This is a genomic window from Promicromonospora sp. CA-289599, assembly GCF_050936155.1.
Taxonomy (GTDB): Bacteria; Actinomycetota; Actinomycetes; order Actinomycetales; family Cellulomonadaceae; genus Promicromonospora.
Genome location: NZ_JBNJNI010000001.1, coordinates 856,802 through 872,706, shown reverse-complemented (window position 1 = coordinate 872,706; position 15,905 = coordinate 856,802). Strand labels below are relative to the sequence as shown.

The 15,905-nt window shown below is 70.3% G+C and carries 14 protein-coding genes and 2 tRNA genes; 6 read left to right on the top strand and 10 right to left on the bottom strand.

What is annotated here, in order from left to right:
* Positions 1-7: 7 nt before the first annotated feature.
* Both ACQEVI_RS03805 and ACQEVI_RS03800 read left to right on the top strand, forming a co-directional pair.
* Positions 8-370, top strand: a complete 363-nt coding sequence (locus tag ACQEVI_RS03805) for a nuclear transport factor 2 family protein (RefSeq protein ID WP_432894853.1) — start codon at positions 8-10, stop codon at positions 368-370.
* Positions 371-405: 35 nt separating this feature from the next.
* A complete protein-coding gene (locus tag ACQEVI_RS03800) occupies positions 406-1,191 on the top strand; it encodes an SDR family oxidoreductase (protein ID WP_432894851.1) in 786 nt (261 codons plus the stop codon).
* 172 nt (positions 1,192-1,363) lie between these two features.
* On the opposite strand, the gene ACQEVI_RS03795 is transcribed toward ACQEVI_RS03800, so the two are convergent.
* Positions 1,364-1,436: transfer RNA gene (locus tag ACQEVI_RS03795), tRNA-Asn, on the bottom strand.
* 145 nt (positions 1,437-1,581) lie between these two features.
* Between ACQEVI_RS03795 and ACQEVI_RS03790 the strand changes: the two genes are divergently transcribed.
* On the top strand, positions 1,582-2,802 hold the full coding sequence (locus tag ACQEVI_RS03790; RefSeq protein ID WP_432894849.1) for an N-acetylglucosamine kinase: 1,221 nt from the start codon (positions 1,582-1,584) through the stop codon (positions 2,800-2,802).
* Here the strand turns inward: ACQEVI_RS03790 and ACQEVI_RS03785 are convergent.
* Positions 2,791-3,360 (bottom strand): hypothetical protein, encoded by a 570-nt coding sequence (locus ACQEVI_RS03785; RefSeq protein WP_432894847.1) that lies wholly within the window; start codon positions 3,358-3,360, stop codon positions 2,791-2,793. The genes ACQEVI_RS03790 and ACQEVI_RS03785 overlap by 12 nt on opposite strands.
* A gap of 255 nt (positions 3,361-3,615) precedes the next feature.
* Here ACQEVI_RS03785 and ACQEVI_RS03780 point away from each other — a divergent pair, with 255 nt between their 5' ends.
* Together ACQEVI_RS03780 and ACQEVI_RS03775 are read left to right on the top strand one after the other, a co-directional pair.
* The gene (locus ACQEVI_RS03780; protein WP_432894845.1) at positions 3,616-4,620 is read left to right on the top strand and encodes a M15 family metallopeptidase; all 1,005 of its coding nucleotides are present in this window, start codon (positions 3,616-3,618) and stop codon (positions 4,618-4,620) included.
* A 220-nt stretch (positions 4,621-4,840) separates the two neighbouring features.
* Positions 4,841-7,546 carry a pectate lyase family protein gene (locus ACQEVI_RS03775; RefSeq protein WP_432894843.1) on the top strand — a complete coding sequence of 902 codons (2,706 nt, stop codon included), beginning with the start codon at positions 4,841-4,843 and terminating at the stop codon, positions 7,544-7,546.
* Between the two features lie 166 nt (positions 7,547-7,712).
* On the opposite strand, the gene ACQEVI_RS03770 is transcribed toward ACQEVI_RS03775, so the two are convergent.
* Positions 7,713-7,786, bottom strand: a tRNA-Ile gene (locus ACQEVI_RS03770).
* Between the two features lie 161 nt (positions 7,787-7,947).
* On the opposite strand from ACQEVI_RS03770, the gene ACQEVI_RS03765 reads away from it, so the two are divergent.
* Positions 7,948-9,186 (top strand): RtcB family protein, encoded by a 1,239-nt coding sequence (locus tag ACQEVI_RS03765; RefSeq protein ID WP_432894841.1) that lies wholly within the window; start codon positions 7,948-7,950, stop codon positions 9,184-9,186.
* 85 nt (positions 9,187-9,271) lie between these two features.
* Here the strand turns inward: ACQEVI_RS03765 and ACQEVI_RS03760 are convergent, their stop codons facing one another.
* The 7 genes from ACQEVI_RS03760 to ACQEVI_RS03730 all read right to left on the bottom strand — a co-directional run bounded on the left by ACQEVI_RS03760 (position 9,272) and on the right by ACQEVI_RS03730 (position 15,874).
* Positions 9,272-9,769, bottom strand: coding sequence for a DUF3145 domain-containing protein (locus ACQEVI_RS03760; RefSeq protein WP_432894839.1), 498 nt, complete (start codon positions 9,767-9,769; stop codon positions 9,272-9,274).
* A 278-nt stretch (positions 9,770-10,047) separates the two neighbouring features.
* Complete coding sequence (gene def / locus ACQEVI_RS03755; RefSeq protein WP_419706221.1) at positions 10,048-10,533, bottom strand: peptide deformylase; 486 nt, start codon at positions 10,531-10,533, stop codon at positions 10,048-10,050.
* A 172-nt stretch (positions 10,534-10,705) separates the two neighbouring features.
* Positions 10,706-11,950, bottom strand: coding sequence for a beta-ketoacyl-ACP synthase II (gene fabF, locus ACQEVI_RS03750; RefSeq protein ID WP_432894837.1), 1,245 nt, complete (start codon positions 11,948-11,950; stop codon positions 10,706-10,708).
* 130 nt (positions 11,951-12,080) lie between these two features.
* Positions 12,081-12,329, bottom strand: coding sequence for an acyl carrier protein (locus tag ACQEVI_RS03745; protein WP_116676165.1), 249 nt, complete (start codon positions 12,327-12,329; stop codon positions 12,081-12,083).
* 127 nt (positions 12,330-12,456) lie between these two features.
* A complete protein-coding gene (locus ACQEVI_RS03740) occupies positions 12,457-13,458 on the bottom strand; it encodes a beta-ketoacyl-ACP synthase III (RefSeq protein ID WP_432894834.1) in 1,002 nt (333 codons plus the stop codon).
* On the bottom strand, positions 13,455-14,441 hold the full coding sequence (locus ACQEVI_RS03735) for an ACP S-malonyltransferase (protein ID WP_432894832.1): 987 nt from the start codon (positions 14,439-14,441) through the stop codon (positions 13,455-13,457). Before ACQEVI_RS03735 ends, ACQEVI_RS03740 begins: the two co-directional genes overlap by 4 nt.
* 119 nt (positions 14,442-14,560) lie before the next feature.
* Complete coding sequence (locus tag ACQEVI_RS03730) at positions 14,561-15,874, bottom strand: PucR family transcriptional regulator (protein ID WP_432894830.1); 1,314 nt, start codon at positions 15,872-15,874, stop codon at positions 14,561-14,563.
* Positions 15,875-15,905: the final 31 nt, after the last annotated feature.

The following is a 15,905-nucleotide window of genomic DNA, read 5'->3' as shown; positions in this document are numbered from 1 at the left end:
TGGGCTCATGACACAGCACACCGAGATCCCGTCCTACCCGCTCCCGACCACCGTGCGCGACTTCCTCACCGCGCACATCGCCTACGACGCCGACACCGCCTCGTCGTTCCTCACCGAGGACGCGGTGATCGTCGACCAGGACCAGACCTTCCGCGGACGAGAGGTGGTCCACGCGTTCCTGCGGGACGCCGGGTCCGAGTTCGAGTACACGACCGAGCAGGTCGGCGCCCACCGCGTCGACGACACCCACTGGGTGGTCACCCTGCGGCTGGAGGGCACCTTCCCCGGTGGCGTCGCCAAGCTCGACTACCGGTTCGCGCTGCGCGACGGCCTCGTCGCCGAACTCGTCATCGCCAACCACCCAGCCTGACCGAACCCGCACCACCTCGAACTTCAAGGAGAGAGATGTCTATCTCGGATCGCGATCGTCTCGACGGTCGCCGCGCACTGGTCACGGGCGGCTCGAAGGGCTCGGGCAAGGCCGTCGCCGACAGACTGCGAGAGATGGGTGCCGACGTGTACGTGACGGCGCGCACCATGCCCGACGGGTACGAGCACCCTGACCGGTTCATCGAAGCAGACATCCTGACAGCAGAAGGCACCGACGCCGTGGCCGCTCGCATCGCAGAGGCCGGCGCGCTCGACATCCTGGTGCACGTCGTCGGAGGGGCGTCGACGCCGTCCGGTGGATTCGCGGTCATCACCGATGACCAGTGGCTCACCGAGCTGAACCTCAACTTCCTTGGCGCAGTACGGCTGGATCGAGCTCTTCTCCCGACGATGATCGGGGCGGGCTCGGGCGTGGTGCTGCACTTCACCTCGATCCAGCGTGAGCTGCCCCTGTACGACGCGTCCTTGGCCTATGCAGCAGCGAAAGCCGCGCTGCGCACGTACAGCAAGGGGCTTGCCAACGAGCTCGCGCCGCGCGGCGTACGGGTCAACGCGATCAGCCCCGGCGGGATCGAGACCGAAGCCTACGAACGGTTCGTGGACCGGATCGCCGAGGGCAACGGGCTCACACGTGAAGCAGCCAAGCAGACGATCTACGACTCCCTCGGCGGCGTACCCCTTGGACGATTCGCGAACACCGAGGAGATCGCGGACCTGGTCGGGTTCCTTGTCTCGGACCGCGCCTCGGCGATCGTGGGCGCCGAGTACGTGATCGACGGCGGCACCGTCCCGACCGTCTGAGCCAGGCACCAGCCCTGAACAGCCACTCACGCAGTCTCGACGACGCGCGAACCCCCGGACCGCCCAGGGGTGGAGACCTCGACCGCCGGGTAGCCGTTCTGACCAGGGCTGGTAATGAAACAGCGAGGCCCTGAACTCCCAGGTCAACTGGGTGTTCAGGGCCTCGTTCCGGCTCCCGCGGTTGGACTTGAACCAACGACCGTCCGATTAACAGTCGGATGCTCTGCCAGCTGAGCTACGCGGGAATACGTCTGCCCCAGTCCCGTGCACCGGGAGGGCGACCGGTGAAAACTCTAACAGGTTCTGGCTGGTAGTCCTGTCGTGTTTTCGGAGGGCTCGGTCACAGGTCGGCGACCCGTCGGCGTCGGCGGACGGACCCACCCCGTCGACATGCCGGACAACACGCCGATCCTGGCCGAGATCGAGGGATCTCCCATGTCGTTCGACGCCGTGTTGTGCCACCATCTTCGGGTGCGGGCAGCAGACACCCAGAGGGTGACCGATCCTCCGCCTGAGGACACCTGGGTAGTCGGCCTGGACCTCGGCGGAACGGGTTCGCGCGCCGTGGCGAGCCCTGGGCCCGGCCGACCGCACATCCGCGTCGAAGGCCCGCCGCTCCATGTCGTGGACGGGCGCTCCGACGCCCCCGACGTCGTCCGCGGGCTCTGCCAGGACCTGATGCGTGAGCTCGACGCCGCACACGCCGGTGCCGGAGTGCCCCGCATCGCGGCTGCCGCCGTGGGCCTCCGCGGCATGATGGCCATGGACCGGGCCGGTCGCCTGGATCCGTACGCTCTCCACGACGTCCTCGCCCAGAGCCTGGGCACCGAACGGACCGCCGTGTCGACCGACGCCGTGACGGCGCACCTGGGCGCCCTCGGCGGGCGTGGCGGTGCCGTGCTCGTGGTGGGCACGGGTGCGGTCGGCGTCGCCGTCGACGAGTACGCTCGCTGGTACCTCGCGGACGGGCTGGGATACCTGGTCGGGGACCAGGGCAGCGGCGGATGGATCGGCCGCGAGGGGCTCGCTGCCGCGAACAAGGCTCGCGACGGACGCGAGGACGGCGCCTCGCAGGTCCTGCTGCGGGCCTCCGAGCGGCACTTCGGCCGTCAGCGGCACGGGATCACCCTCGACAGCACTCCGGACGCCCTCAGCCTGCTGGCCGGGTTCGCGCGAAGCGTGCTGGCCGCGGCACGGGCCGGCGACCCCACGAGCGTCGCCATCCGCGCGGCGGCCGCGAGAGGCCTGGCGGACACCCTGCGCGCGGCGCTGAGCCACCCGGGCGTCGAGCCCCGGGTCGCGACGACGGGCAAGCTCATGGCCAAGGTCCCGGAGCTGCGCGCCCTGGTCATGTCGCACGTGACCGAGGTCCGCCCCGACGTCGAGGTGGTCGACGCCGCGGGGGAGCCCCTGGACGGTGCGCTGGTGCTCGCCCGCAGACTCCTCGAGACCCCGGAGGGCGTGCCGTCGAACCGGCCGTTCCTGTCGGTCCGGATGGGGACGCCCGACCTCACCGCCGAGCCGCTCGAGACCGCCCCCAGGGCGCCCCGGCGGCGCAAGAAGCTGCCTGAGGGCGACCCGGCCACCCTGCGCGCGGGTTCAGGCAGGTAGCCCCGCCGCGCTGCGCACCCGGGCCTCGGCCGCGTCGATCGCGCCGGCCGTGCCCGGATCGGCCAGGTCGACGTCGCCTCCGCCGATCACCTGGGAGAACAGCTCGCCGTCCGCCCGACGTCGGACCGCCACGCGGGCGGAACGCCCGCCCGGGAGCTTGACCGGCTCCGCGAGCACCACCGACCACTGCACCCGCTCGCGCAGCACCTGCGGCAGCACGGAGCGCCGGCCGTCGAGGGGGAGGGGCGTCGGCTCGTCGCCGTCGACCCAGTGCACCTGGATGACGTTGGACTCCGTGTCGTAGGTCGCCCGGTCGACGTCGGACCACTCGCGCTGCACGACGACGGACGGCGCGCCCCGCGACTCGGCGTCGTCCTGACCGCTCACCGCCTCGGGGGCGGAGATCATCAGCAGCTCGGCGCGCGTCGCGAACGCCCACGCCTCGCCGGTGGACGTGACCAGCGCCGCCTGGGCCAGGACCGGCCCGGTGCGGTGCGAGTGGACGGCGCGGCGGACGGCCTGCTGCGGGCCGTGCCCGAACCACGATCGGAACCCCATGCCTCCACCGTAGTGCCGCAGACCGGGCAGACGAACGAGGCAGGTCGCGGGAAGCTCGGCCGGGTCCGACTTATCCCATACTTCACCCGCTGCTCGGTCAGCCCGCACCCGTTCAGTGACGTAAGTTCTGGCCTCGTGACCTCGACGAACACCATGCCTCATGTCGATCCCCCTGACGTGAGGCCCGGCGGGACCGCGAGAGAGCGGCGCGAGGCAAAGGTCCGCCGTCGCCAGAGCCTGCGGACGGTCATCATCGTGACGCTCGCGGTCGTGCTCGCGATGGGCGGGGGCGGTCTCGCCTGGTACGCCGCGGAGGTGACCGCGGACCTCGCCACCCAGAACACGACGGCGAAGCAGCTCCTGGTCGCCTCCGACGGCAAGGTCGCCGAGGAGACGACGCGCGACGACCTCTCCGCGCAGATCGCCGAGGCCGAGACAGTCCTGGCCGAACCGGTCCTCACCCGGCTCCGGACCGGGACCGGTGACGCCCGGGACTCCCTCGGGGCCGCTTCGGACGCCGTCGAGGCGTCCATGGTCGAGTTCGCCCGCGGCCAGGTCGAGGCGGCCCGCACGGGCATCACGAGCGCTCAGGCCCGCGCGGAGAAGGTTCACGCGGCGACGGAGGGCCTGGGCGTCGACGACGTCGTCCGCGGGCAGCTGCAGGCCGCCCTCGACACGCTCGCTGCCGTCGACGCCGCCGCGAGCGACGCCCTCGCCGGTGCGGACCTGACGCAGCTCGAGAAGGCCGCCACCGACCTGAGCACGAACCGCTCGGTCCTCACCCTCGCCACGCAGTCGCTGACCGACGCGCAGGACGCGATCACCTGCCCCTGGCCGGACCAGGTGTGGGACCCGGACAGCGGCAAGGTGCCGAGCTCCGCGCTGGCGGCGATCCCGTGGGCGCCCGAGCACCTCGTGCGCGCCGACGTGCTGCAGGATCTCGTCGACCTCGACGCCGCCTACAGCGAGGCGTTCGGCGAGCACCTGACGATCAACTCGTCCTACCGCACGTACGAGTCGCAGGACTCCCTGTACGACCCGGCATCGCCGACCGCCGCGCCGCCGGGCTGCTCCACCCACGGCCTGGGGCTCGCGGTGGACATCGGCGGTGGGGTCCAGGCGTTCGGCACCCAGCAGCACAACTGGCTCCAGCAGCACGCCGAAACCTACGGCTGGACCCACCCGGACTGGGCCGGGCCCAACGGGCGGATGCCGGAGCCGTGGCACTGGGAGTCGGTCCTCGTACGTGCAGGGCCGTGACGCCCCACCACTGAGTTCCAGGTGATTCCCAGATCGCACGCCCCAAGGGGTTGCCATCTGAGAAACCGGTTGCTAGGTTCCGGGAAACCGGTTACCCATGTGGGGTCAGTATCACCCGGCGTATCGCTCCAGAGTCGGGGTGAGAGCGCCCCCGGGCTCCACGTCACACGAAGAACCACAGCAACGTCCCGCTTTCAACGACGAACGTGAGGCAACGACGATGAGAAGACCAAGAGCAGTGCAGCTCCTGTCGGCGGTGGCAGCCATGACCCTCGCGGTCACGATCGGGGTGACCGCGCAGTCGGTCCCGGACGCGGCCGCCGCCACCGGTAGCGCAACGGGCTTCGCCACCCAGAACGGCGGCACCACCGGCGGAGCCGGCGGGCAGACGGTACGGGCGAGCACCGGGACCGCGATCCACACGGCGCTGTGCAACCGCGCCAGCAGCAGCACCCCGATCGTCATCGAGGTCTCGGGCACCATCAACCACGGCAACACGAGCAAGGTGTCCGGCGGCAGCTGCAACACCTCCGACGGCGTGATCGAGCTCAAGCAGATCAGCAACGTCTCGATCATCGGTGTGGGGAGCGGCGCGGTCTTCGACCAGATCGGCATCCACATCCGCGAGGCCAGCAACATCATCATCCAGAACGTGACGGTGCAGAACGTCAAGAAGTCGGGCTCGCCCACGTCCAACGGCGGCGACGCCATCGGCATGGAGAGCGGGGTCCGGAACGTCTGGGTCGACCACGTCAACCTGATCGCCTCGGGCGGTGAGTCGGAGGGCTACGACGGCCTCTTCGACATGAAGAACGACACCAAGTACGTGACGCTCTCCTACAGCATCATGCGCAACTCCGAGCGCGGCGGGCTGGTCGGCTCCAGCGAGAGCGACGTCTCCAACAGCTTCATCACGTACCACCACAACCTGTACCAGAACCTGAACTCCCGGGTTCCGCTGCTGCGTGGCGGTATCGCGCACGTCTACAACAACCACTACACGGGCATCGTGGAGTCCGGCATCAACTCGCGGGCCGGGGGCAGGGCGAAGGTCGACAACAACTACTTCGAGGACTCCAAGGACGTTCTCGGCACGTTCTACACCGACCAGGCCGGCTACTGGCAGGTCGCCGGCAACATCTTCGACAACGTGACGTGGTCCGCCCGCAGCGGCGACAACAACCCGGCCGGCCCGAACCCGACGTCGAACACCTCGGTCAGCATCCCTTACTCCTACCCGATGGACGCCGCGAACTGCGTGCCGTCGGTCGTGAGCCAGACGGCGGGCGCGAACAAGGGCAACCGGGTCTCGGACGGCAGCTGCACGCCGACGAACCCCGACCCGGACCCGACTCCGACGGACCCCACGGACCCCACGGACCCGACTGACCCGACGGACCCGACGGATCCGCCCACGGGAACCAACCTGAGCCTGGGCGCGGGCGCCGACGGCTCCAGCAAGGCCAGCGGCACCAGCTACGGCAACGTGATCGACGGCAACGCCAGCACCTACTGGTCGCCCTCGGGCTCAACGGGACGTGTCTCGGTCAAGTGGGGTTCCGCGCAGACGGTCTCGAGCGTCAACATCCGGGAGGCCTCCGGCGCCGTCGGCAACATCGGCTCGTGGCGCGTCGTCAACAACAGCAACGGCGCAGTCCTCGCCACCGGCAGTGGTGCCGGGGTCATCAGCTTCGCGGCGACCTCGCTGACCAAGATCAACTTCGAGATCACCAGCTCGAGCGGCACGCCCCGGGTGGCTGAGTTCGAGACCTATGCCGGTACGACGGCGGGCGGCGGCGACCCCACCGATCCGCCGGACGAGGAGGAACCGGGCGAGGAGCCCACCGCCGACGCGCTGTACGTGGCGCCCGGTGGCACGGACAGCGCCGCGGGGACCCTGGCGAACCCGACGACGCTGACGTCGGCGATCAACCGGATCGCCGCCGGCGGCACGATCTACCTGCGTGGCGGCACCTACAACTACTCGCAGACCATCGCGATCCCGCCGGGGAAGAACGGCCTGTCGGGCAACCGCACCGAGATCTTCGCGTACGCCGGCGAGCGGCCGGTGCTGAACTTCTCGGCGCAGAGCGAGGACTCGGCCAACCGCGGCCTCGCGATCGGCGGCGACTGGTGGCACCTGCGCGGCATCGTCGTCGAGCGTGCGGGCGATAACGGAATCCTGCTCGGTGGCGACAACAACATCATCGAGCGGGTGGTGACCCGGCACAACCGTGACTCGGGGCTCCAGCTCTCCCGCTACACCGCGGGGGCGCCCCGGGCCGAGTGGCCCGCGAACAACCTCATCGTGTCCTCGGAGTCGCACGACAACGTCGACTCCGACGGTGAGGACGCCGACGGGTTCGCGCCGAAGCTCACCGTGGGCTCCGGCAATGTCTTCCGGTACACCGTAGCCCACAACAACATCGACGACGGCTGGGACCTGTACACGAAGTCCGACACCGGTGCGATCGGTGCGGTCACCATCGAGGACTCGCTCTCGTACGAGAACGGGACCCTGTCCAACGGCGGCCAGGCCGGCAACGGCGACCGCAACGGCTACAAGCTCGGCGGCGAGGACATCGCGGTGAACCACACCGTGAAGCGCAGCATCGCCTTCGACAACGGCAAGCACGGGTTCGGCTACAACCGGAACCTCGGCTCGCTGACCGTCGAGAACAACCTGAGCATCGGCAGCACGGAACGCAACTTCAACTTCGACGGCGGCTCCTCGACGTTCCGGAACAACACGTCCTGCAACAGTGGGTCGAACGACCGGATCATCGGCAACGACGCGGGCGGCAACCAGTGGTACGCCGGCTCGAACGGGTCCCGGTGCTCGCAGTACTCCGGTTCCCTCAACTGGTCCTTCGCGTCCGACGGGCGCCTCGTGGTGACGATCGGAGGCACCGCCGTCAACCTGTGACCTGACGGGCGGCCGACGGCTGCGGGTGGTTTCCGAAGAATGCGACGACGCATCCCAGGAAGCCACCCGCAGCCGTCGGCGTTTTTACGAGCCCAGTAATGCTCTTGTGCACTCAGTGCCGACAGATAGAGAGAGGCCCGGAATCGGCGGGATTCCGGGCCTCTTGTGCCCCGTACAGGACTTGAACCTGTGACCGAGAGATTATGAGTCTCCTGCTCTGACCAACTGAGCTAACGGGGCCGGTCCGCAGCACGAAGCCGCGGGAGGATCTTACTGCCTCGGGCAGGGAATGCAGGCCCACGCACGCGGCCGTGGACACCAGCGGGCGGAAATGTCCTGGCGCACCCTCGGCGTCCGCCCTTAGGTTCTGCGAGCCAACCCCAAAGAACTGGAGCACTGCCATGTCCTCGAACTTCCCGGTCGCCCTGTCGGGCGCCCGGGCACAGACCCTCATGTGGGCGCACGAGCACGACGTCGACCACGCCGCGCTGAACCAGCTGCGGAACATCTCGGCGCTGCCGTGGGTGGCCGGCGTGCGCGTGATGCCCGACGTCCACCTCGGCAAGGGTGCGACCGTCGGCTCCGTCATCGCGATGCGCGACGCCGTCTCGCCGAACGCCGTCGGCGTCGACATCGGCTGCGGCATGATCGGCGTCCGCACCTCGCTCACCGCCGCCGACCTGCCGGACGACCTCTCCCGCCTCCGGGCGCGCATCGAGGCCGCTATTCCCGTCGGGTTCCACTCCCACGGTGAGCAGGTGGACCTGCGCCGCCTGCGGCCCGTGAAGGGTTCGGGCGGCCAGGAGCGGCTGCGGGGCGAGCAGGCGTTCTGGGACAGGTTCGAGACGCTGGACCCGAAGGTCCGTCAGCTCGAGACGCGCGCGCGGAAGCAGCTCGGGTCACTGGGTGGGGGCAATCACTTTGTAGAACTATGTCTGGATTCGTCCGATCAGGTGTGGCTCCAGCTCCACTCCGGCTCCCGCAACATCGGCAAGGAGCTCGCGGAGCACCACGTCGGCATCGCGAAGCGTCTCGAGCACAACGTGGGCCTCGTCGACCGTGAACTGGCCGTGTTCCTCGGCGGCACGCCCGAGATGGACGCGTACCTCAACGACCTCTGGTGGGCCCAGGAGTACGCGGCCCGGTCGCGCGCGGTCATGATGGCCCTGACCGTCCAGGCGGTCCGCGACGAGTTCGCGGCGATGTCCGACGGCGGTCGCGAGCTCACCTTCGACGAGGGCGTGAACGTGCACCACAACTACGTGGCGCGCGAGCGGGTCGACGGCGAGGAGCTGATCGTCACCCGCAAGGGCGCCATTCGGGCCGGTAAGGGCGACCTGGGGCTCATCCCCGGGTCCATGGGCACCGGCTCGTACGTGGTGCGCGGCCTGGGCAACCCGGAGTCGTACTGGTCGGCGTCGCACGGCGCAGGCCGGCGGATGTCCAGGACCCGGGCCAAGCGGGAGTTCACGCTCGACGACCTCGCCGCCCAGACCGAGGGTGTCGAGTGCCGCAAGGACCGGGGAGTGCTCGACGAGATCCCTGGCGCCTACAAGGACCTCGACGCGGTGATCGCGGCGCAGTCCGACCTCGTGGAGGTCGTGGCCCGGCTCCGCACGGTGCTCTGCGTCAAGGGCTGACCACTGGTCAACCTGCGGACGAGAACGGGGTTGTGTTCGTCAGGGGACTCCTGGCGAACACAACCCCGTTCTCGTCGATTGGTAGTCAGCCGACCTGGTGGAGCCAGCGGACCGGGGCGCCCAGGCCCGCGTGGCGGAACGGCTCGAGCTCGTCGTCCCATGCGGCGCCCAGGGCTAGGTCGAGGGCGTCCCGCATGGCACGCGGGTCAGCGAGCTCCAGGGCCGCACGAACGCGGTCCTCCTGGACCACCACGTTGCCGTGTACGTCCGTCATGGCGTGGAAGATGCCGAGGTCGGGGGTGTGCGACCAGCGTGCGCCGTCGGCCCCGTTGCTCGCGTCCTCGGTGACCTCATACCTGAGGTGGGACCAGCCACGTAGGGCGGACGCGAGCTTGGCGCCCGTGCCCTGCAGGCCCTGCCACGAGTATTCGGCACGGTACAGACTGCGTCCCGCGGGCTGCGCGGTCCAGTCCATGGATACGCGCACGCCAAGTACGTTCCCCGCGGCCCACTCGATGTGGGGGCACAGGGCACGAGGCGCCGAGTGCACAAAAAGCACACCCCGCGTGATGACACCGGCCATGTCTTCCTCCCTGGGTCGAGGTACGTCTTCCCCTACGTCCTCACCAGGGCGGTGACGCTGTGGTCGGCTGCACAGCGGTGCTTCGGACCACATCCTGCCCGATCCGCCGACGAGATGCGAGGCGAAACGGTGTGCAGGTATCGAAAGAATCACCAGGTACGACGAGTTCGTGCGGCACATTCTTGCCTAAAAAGGCGCGCCAACACTAGTGCCCCTTAGGACTTTCTTGAGATTGATCCCACAGGGCGTGGCGTGTATCAAACAGGGCCGTCAGACCCTCACAGGCGTGCGCGAAGCTCCCGCATCGCCGCGCGGCGCGTCTCCTTCTGGAGACGGTCCAGATAGACCATGCCGTCCAGGTGGTCGCACTCGTGCTGGAGGCAGCGAGCCATGATCCCGGTGCCCTCCACGGTGATCGGCTCGCCGTCCAGGTTGATGCCCTCGACCTTGGCGTAGTTGGCCCGCACGGTGGGGTACCAGAGGCCCGGGACGGACAGGCAGCCCTCGCCGCCGTCCTGCTGCTCCTCGCCCAGCTCGACGATGCGCGGATTGATCACGTAACCGATCTCGCCCTCGATGTTCCACGAGAAAGCCCGCAGCGAGACGCCGATCTGGTTGGCGGCCAGTCCGGCACGCCCCTCGTCGTCCACCGTGTCGACGAGGTCCGCGACCAAGCTGCGGACGCGGTCGTCGATGGTCGTCACGGTGTCGCACGGGGTGCGCAGTACTGGGTCGGGAACCACACGGATCTCACGCATTGCCATGCGGACATTCTCCCATGTCAGACGGAGGGGGCGCGGGCAGGCGGACTCGCGTGGCGTTCGGTCTCGACAGGCTCGACCACCGGAGGCAGGCCCGACCGACCGCACGCGTGTCAGACGCTCAGGTCACCTGGGTGACCTGAGCGCCTGACACGTGCTTGACCCGCGGCTGGGGTCAGTTGTTCTGGATCACGAGGGCGACGTTGTGCCCGCCGAAGCCGAAGGAGTTGTTGATGGCGGCGATGTCGCCACCGGGCAGCTTCGCCGGCTCGTCGCGCACGAGCGGCACCTGCAGCTCCGGGTCCGGGTTGTCCACGTTGATCGTCGGCGGGGCGAGCCGCTCGGAGATCGCCTTGACCGCGAACAGCGACTCGATGGCGCCCGCGCCACCCAGCAGGTGGCCCGTCATGGACTTCGTCGCCGAGAGCAGCACATGGTCGGCCTCGGAACCCAGCAGCGTCCGGATGGAGGCCGTCTCGGTGAGGTCGCCCACCTTGGTGGAGGTGGCGTGCGCGTTGACGTGCACGATGTCGGCGGCGGTCACCCCGGCGTCCTGCATCGCGAAGCGCATGGCCGCGACCTGACCCCTGCCCTCGGGGTCGGGGGAGGTGATGTGGTAAGCGTCGGACGACAGGCCCACACCGCTGACCTTGGCGTAGACACGGGCTCCCCGGGCGGCGGCGTGCTCGGCGCTCTCCAGCACCAGGACCGCCGCGCCCTCGCCGAGCACGAAGCCGTCGCGGTCGACGTCGTAGGGGCGCGAGGCGCGCTGCGGGTCGTCGTTGCGGAGCGAGAGCGTGCGCGACGCCGCGAACGCGCCGAGCGGCATCGGGTGGATCGACGCCTCGGTGCCGCCGGCGACCACGACGTCGGCGCGGCCGGAGCGGATCATGTCGACGGCGTAGCCCACGGCCTCGGCGCCCGAGGCACACGCGGACACCAGCGCGTGAGTGCCGGCCCGGGCGCCCAGCTCGAGGGACACGTAGGCCGACGGGGAGTTCGGCATGAGCATGGGGACGGTCATGGGCAGCATGCGCCGTGCGCCGCGCTCACGGAGCGTGTCCCAGCCGTCCAGGATGGTCTGGATGCCGCCGATGCCGGACGACACCACGGCGCCGAGCCGGTCGCCGTCGATCTCGGGGCTGCCCGCGTCGGCCCAGGCCTCGCGCGTCGCGACTATCGCGTACTGCGCGGACGGGTCCATGCGCTTGGTCTCGGGGCGGGAGAGCACCTCTGCCGGGTCCACCTTGATGGTGGCGGCGAAGGTCACGGGGATCCCGTACTTCTCTGCCCAGTCGTTCTCGAGGGTGCGCGCACCCGACACACCGGCGAGTGCGGCCTCCCACGTGGATGCCACGTCCCCGCCGAGGGGTGTGGTGGCGCCGAGGCCGGTGACGACGACTTCGCGTGCGGAGGACATGATGATGCTCCCGGGAGTGGTGGGACGAAGGGGGCAGGTGCGAAAAGGTGCTACCTCGTGGGCAGCGAGTGCCCGACGGCGGCATCGGCCCGGTGGAACAGGGGCCGCGCTACCGCCGTCGGGGGGCGGCTCAGGCCTGAGCGCCCTTGATGAAGCTCACTGCGTCGCCGACGGTCGAGAGGTTCTTGACCTCTTCGTCCGGGATGCGAACCTCGAACTTGTCCTCGGCGTGCGTGACGATGGTCATCATCGACAGGGAGTCGATGTCGAGGTCGTCCTGGAAGGACTTCTCGAGCAGGACGTCGGCCTTGTCGAGGCCCGTCTCCTCGGCAACGATCTCGGCGAGGCCCTCGAGGATCTCCTGGTCCGTGTTGGCCATGGGACTTCCTTATCTTTCGTAACGGTCACCGGCGCCGTCGGGCACCGGAGTCTTGCTGGTCAGATCTTGGCGTATCTCGCGACCGGATTGCACAACGGGTCATTTCCTCACGACCCGTCGCACACGGCTACGGCAGCACCACGACCTGCGCGGCGTAGACGAGGCCCGCGCCGAACCCGATCTGGAGGGCGAGGTCGCCCGACTTGGCCTGACCTTCCGCGAGGAGGCGCTCTGCGGCCAACGGGATCGACGCCGCCGACGTGTTGCCGGTCTCGGCGATGTCGCGCGCTATGACCACGGTATCCGGCAGGCCGAGCTGCTTCTTCATCTGGTCGATGATCCGCATGTTGGCCTGGTGCGGGATGAAGACCTGGATGTCCTCGGCGGTCACGCCTGCCTCGGCCATCGCCTTCTCCGCGACGGGCGCCATCTGGAAGCTCGCCCACTTGAACACGGTAGGCCCGTCCTGGCGCAGCGTGGGCCAGCCGAGCGAGGGGTCCTCGCGCAGCTCGGTCCAGGAGTGCGTCTGACGGATCGCGGTGGCCTTGGCGCCGTCCGAGCCCCATACGGTCGGGCCGATGCCCGGGGTGTCCGACGGGCCGACGATCGCGGCGCCCGCGCCGTCGCCCAGCAGGAACGAGATGGAGCGGTCGGTCGGGTCGATGATCTCGCTGAGCTTCTCGGCGCCGATCACCAGCACGTGCCGGGCCAGGCCCGAGCGCACGAGGGCGTCCGCCTGGCCGATGCCGTAGGCGTAGCCGGCGCACGCGGCCGAGACGTCGTACGCGGCGGCCGGCGTCGCGCCGATGCGCTCGGCGAGGATCGCGGCGCCCGACGGCGTCATGTGCATGTGCGTGATCGTCGACAGGATGATCGCGTCGATGTCGGCGCCGGTCAGGCCGGCGGCCTCCAGCGCCTTGTTCGCCGCGGCCTCGGCCAGGTCGAGCACGTCCTTGTCGGCGCCCGCGCGGCGGCGCGTGACGATGCCGGTGCGCTGGCGGATCCACTCGTCCGAGGAGTCGATGGGGCCTGCGATGTCGTCGTTGGTCACGACGAGCTCGCCGCGCTCCCCGCCGATCGCGAGGATCCGCGAGAACTGCGTGGGCTGGGACTGCTGGAGGATGGTCACTGGTCTGCTCCGGTCGCGCTCGTGCCGCTGGAAAGGACAGTGCTGTGTGCCGCGATGAGCGCACGGGCCGCATCGAGGTCGGCGGGCGACTTCACCGCGACGGTCTCCACGCCCTTGAGGCCGCGCTTGGCGAGGCCCGTCAGGACGCCGCCGGGGGCGAGCTCGAGCAGGCCGGTCACGCCGCGCTCGGCGAGGCTCGTCATGATCAGGTCCCAGCGCACCGGGGCCGTGACCTGGCCCGCGATATTGCGCAGCACGTCGGCGCCGGTGCCGTGGCCGTGGGCGCCGCCCGTGTAGGCGGTGCCGTCGAGGTCGGCGAGGAACGGCAGCGTCGGGTCGGCGGCGTCCCAGCCGAGGGCCACCGGCTCGAACTCGGCGCGCGCCGCGTCCATGAACGGGGTGTGGAAAGCGCCGGCGACCTGCAGCGGGATCACCCGGGCGCGGGTCGGCGGGTTCTCGGCCAGCTTGGCGAGGTCCTCCAGGGCGCCGGCCGCCACGGTCTGGCCCGCGCCGTTGACGTTGGCGGGCCACAGCCCCGCGGCCTCGATCGCGGCGAGTACTTCGGAGGGGTCGCCGCCCACGACGGCGCTCATGCCCGACGGCGCGGCGGCTGCCGCCGTGGCCATCGCCCGGGCGCGGCGTGCGACCAGGCCGGCCGCGCCGTCGTCCGACAGGGCGCCGGCCACCGCGGCCGCAGACAGCTCGCCGACGGAGTGACCAGCGGTGATGTCGACGACCTCGGCGGCGGCACGGCCGTCCAGCAGCGCGCGCAGCGCGAGCAGCGAGGTGGTGACGATCAGGGGCTGGGCCACGGCGGTGTCGCGGATGGTGTCGGCGTCCGACGTCGTTCCGTGCGCCACCAGGTCCAGGTTCGAGGCCTCGGACGCTGCGGCGAGGCGTTGTTCGGTTCCGGGCAGCTCGAGCCAGTCGCTGAGCATCCCGGGGGTCTGAGAGCCCTGTCCAGGGCATACGACGGCGAGCACGCGTCCACTCTGCCAACCCGGAGCGCTCGCGGGACGTCGCGACCCGTACCAACCTGGTAGAGGCCCCTTGTGGGGAACCTACAAGGAGTTGACCTCGGCGAAGAGTCCGGACAAGTCGGTCAGCCGCGGCCGAGCTGGCCCAGCGCCAGGGCCACCTGCAGCACGAACGACTCGCGGGCGTCGAGCGGGTCCCACCCTGTGATCTCCGACACCTTGCGGAGCCGGTAGCGCACCGTGTTGGGGTGAACGTACAGATGACGCGCCGCGGCCTCCAGCGACCGCCCGGTGCCCAGGTAGGCCGACAGGGTCTCCAGCACGGCGCCACCGGCGTCCTGCAGCGGGGTGAAAGCCTGGGCGATCAGCGTGGCGCGGGCGGTGTAGTCGCCGGTCAGGACGCGCTCCGGCAGGAGGTCGTCGGCCATGACCGGGCGGGGTGCCTGGGGCCACGCCGGTGCGGCGGTCAGGCCCGCGAGCGCGGACCGGGCCGACCGGGCGGCGTCGGTCAGGCTGGGCACCTGGGTGCCGATCACCACCGGGCCCATGCCGAAGCGGCTCAGGAGCGACGTGGCGGCCGCGACGAGGTCGCCCTCGCCGCCGAGGACGAGCACGAGCCGGTCGCCGTGGATCCCGACGAGGGCGTCGCCCGCGGCGCGCCGGGCGACGCGGCGGATCTCGGCGGTGCGGATCTCGTCGAGTTCCTCGGTGGCGAGGCCCACGACGACGAGCGCGTTGCCGCGGCCGCTCCATCCGAGGGCCGAGATGCGCGAGCGGAGGGAGTCGTCGCCGTCGCCACGCACGAGCGCGTCGACCACGAGGGCCTCGAGGCGGGCGTCCCAGGCGCCGCGCCACTCGGCGGCACGGGCGTAGACCTCGGCCGCGGAGAACGCGACCTCGCGGGAGTAGCGCAGTACCGCCTCACGCAGGTCGCGCTCGCCGCCGGGCGCGGCGATCCGGTCGGAGTGCGTCTCGACGACGTCGACCACCACGCGCACGAGCTGCAGGGTGTGCTGGAGCGAGATGGAGCGGGTCAGCTCGGTGGGTGCCGCGGCGAAGATCTCGCTGACGCCGTGCGGTGGCCGGTCGGGGTCGGTGAACCAGGAGGTGAAGGCGTTGATGCCGGCCTGCGCGACGAGGCCCACGTACGAGCGGTCCTCGGCGGGGAGCTCGCGGTACCAGTTGAGGTCCTGGTCCAGGCGCTGCATCGCGGCGGCGGTGAGAAGGCCGCTGGCCTCGCGGACCCGCTGGAGGTTCATCGGGAACCCGGCGGGGTCGGTCGCGGCAGTCTCCGGGGCGGGCTCCGGCTCGGGCGTCGAGGTCACGGGCGTCGGGGCGTCCTGGCCAGGGGCCTGGCTGCCGCCGCGGTCGGCTGCCGGCCCGGCCTCCCGGTCGGTCTTCTGAGCGCTGGTTCGCGCGCCCCGTCGAGTTGCTGGCACCCCGGCAGCATACGAGTCCGAGTTGTGGGGA

Excerpts from the sequence above, each read along its gene's own strand:
- ACQEVI_RS03785 (WP_432894847.1), bottom strand. The coding sequence starts at position 3,360 with ATGGGGTTCCGATCGTGGTTCGGGCACGGCCCGCAGCAGGCCGTCCGC.
- ACQEVI_RS03800 (WP_432894851.1), top strand. The coding sequence starts at position 406 with ATGTCTATCTCGGATCGCGATCGTCTCGACGGTCGCCGCGCACTGGTC.
- ACQEVI_RS03805 (WP_432894853.1), top strand. The coding sequence starts at position 8 with ATGACACAGCACACCGAGATCCCGTCCTACCCGCTCCCGACCACCGTG.
- ACQEVI_RS03765 (WP_432894841.1), top strand. The coding sequence starts at position 7,948 with ATGTCCTCGAACTTCCCGGTCGCCCTGTCGGGCGCCCGGGCACAGACC.
- ACQEVI_RS03745 (WP_116676165.1), bottom strand. The coding sequence starts at position 12,329 with ATGGCCAACACGGACCAGGAGATCCTCGAGGGCCTCGCCGAGATCGTT.
- ACQEVI_RS03775 (WP_432894843.1), top strand. The coding sequence starts at position 4,841 with ATGAGAAGACCAAGAGCAGTGCAGCTCCTGTCGGCGGTGGCAGCCATG.
- def (WP_419706221.1), bottom strand. The coding sequence starts at position 10,533 with ATGGCAATGCGTGAGATCCGTGTGGTTCCCGACCCAGTACTGCGCACC.
- ACQEVI_RS03760 (WP_432894839.1), bottom strand. The coding sequence starts at position 9,769 with ATGGCCGGTGTCATCACGCGGGGTGTGCTTTTTGTGCACTCGGCGCCT.
- fabF (WP_432894837.1), bottom strand. The coding sequence starts at position 11,950 with ATGTCCTCCGCACGCGAAGTCGTCGTCACCGGCCTCGGCGCCACCACA.
- ACQEVI_RS03790 (WP_432894849.1), top strand. The coding sequence starts at position 1,582 with ATGCCGGACAACACGCCGATCCTGGCCGAGATCGAGGGATCTCCCATG.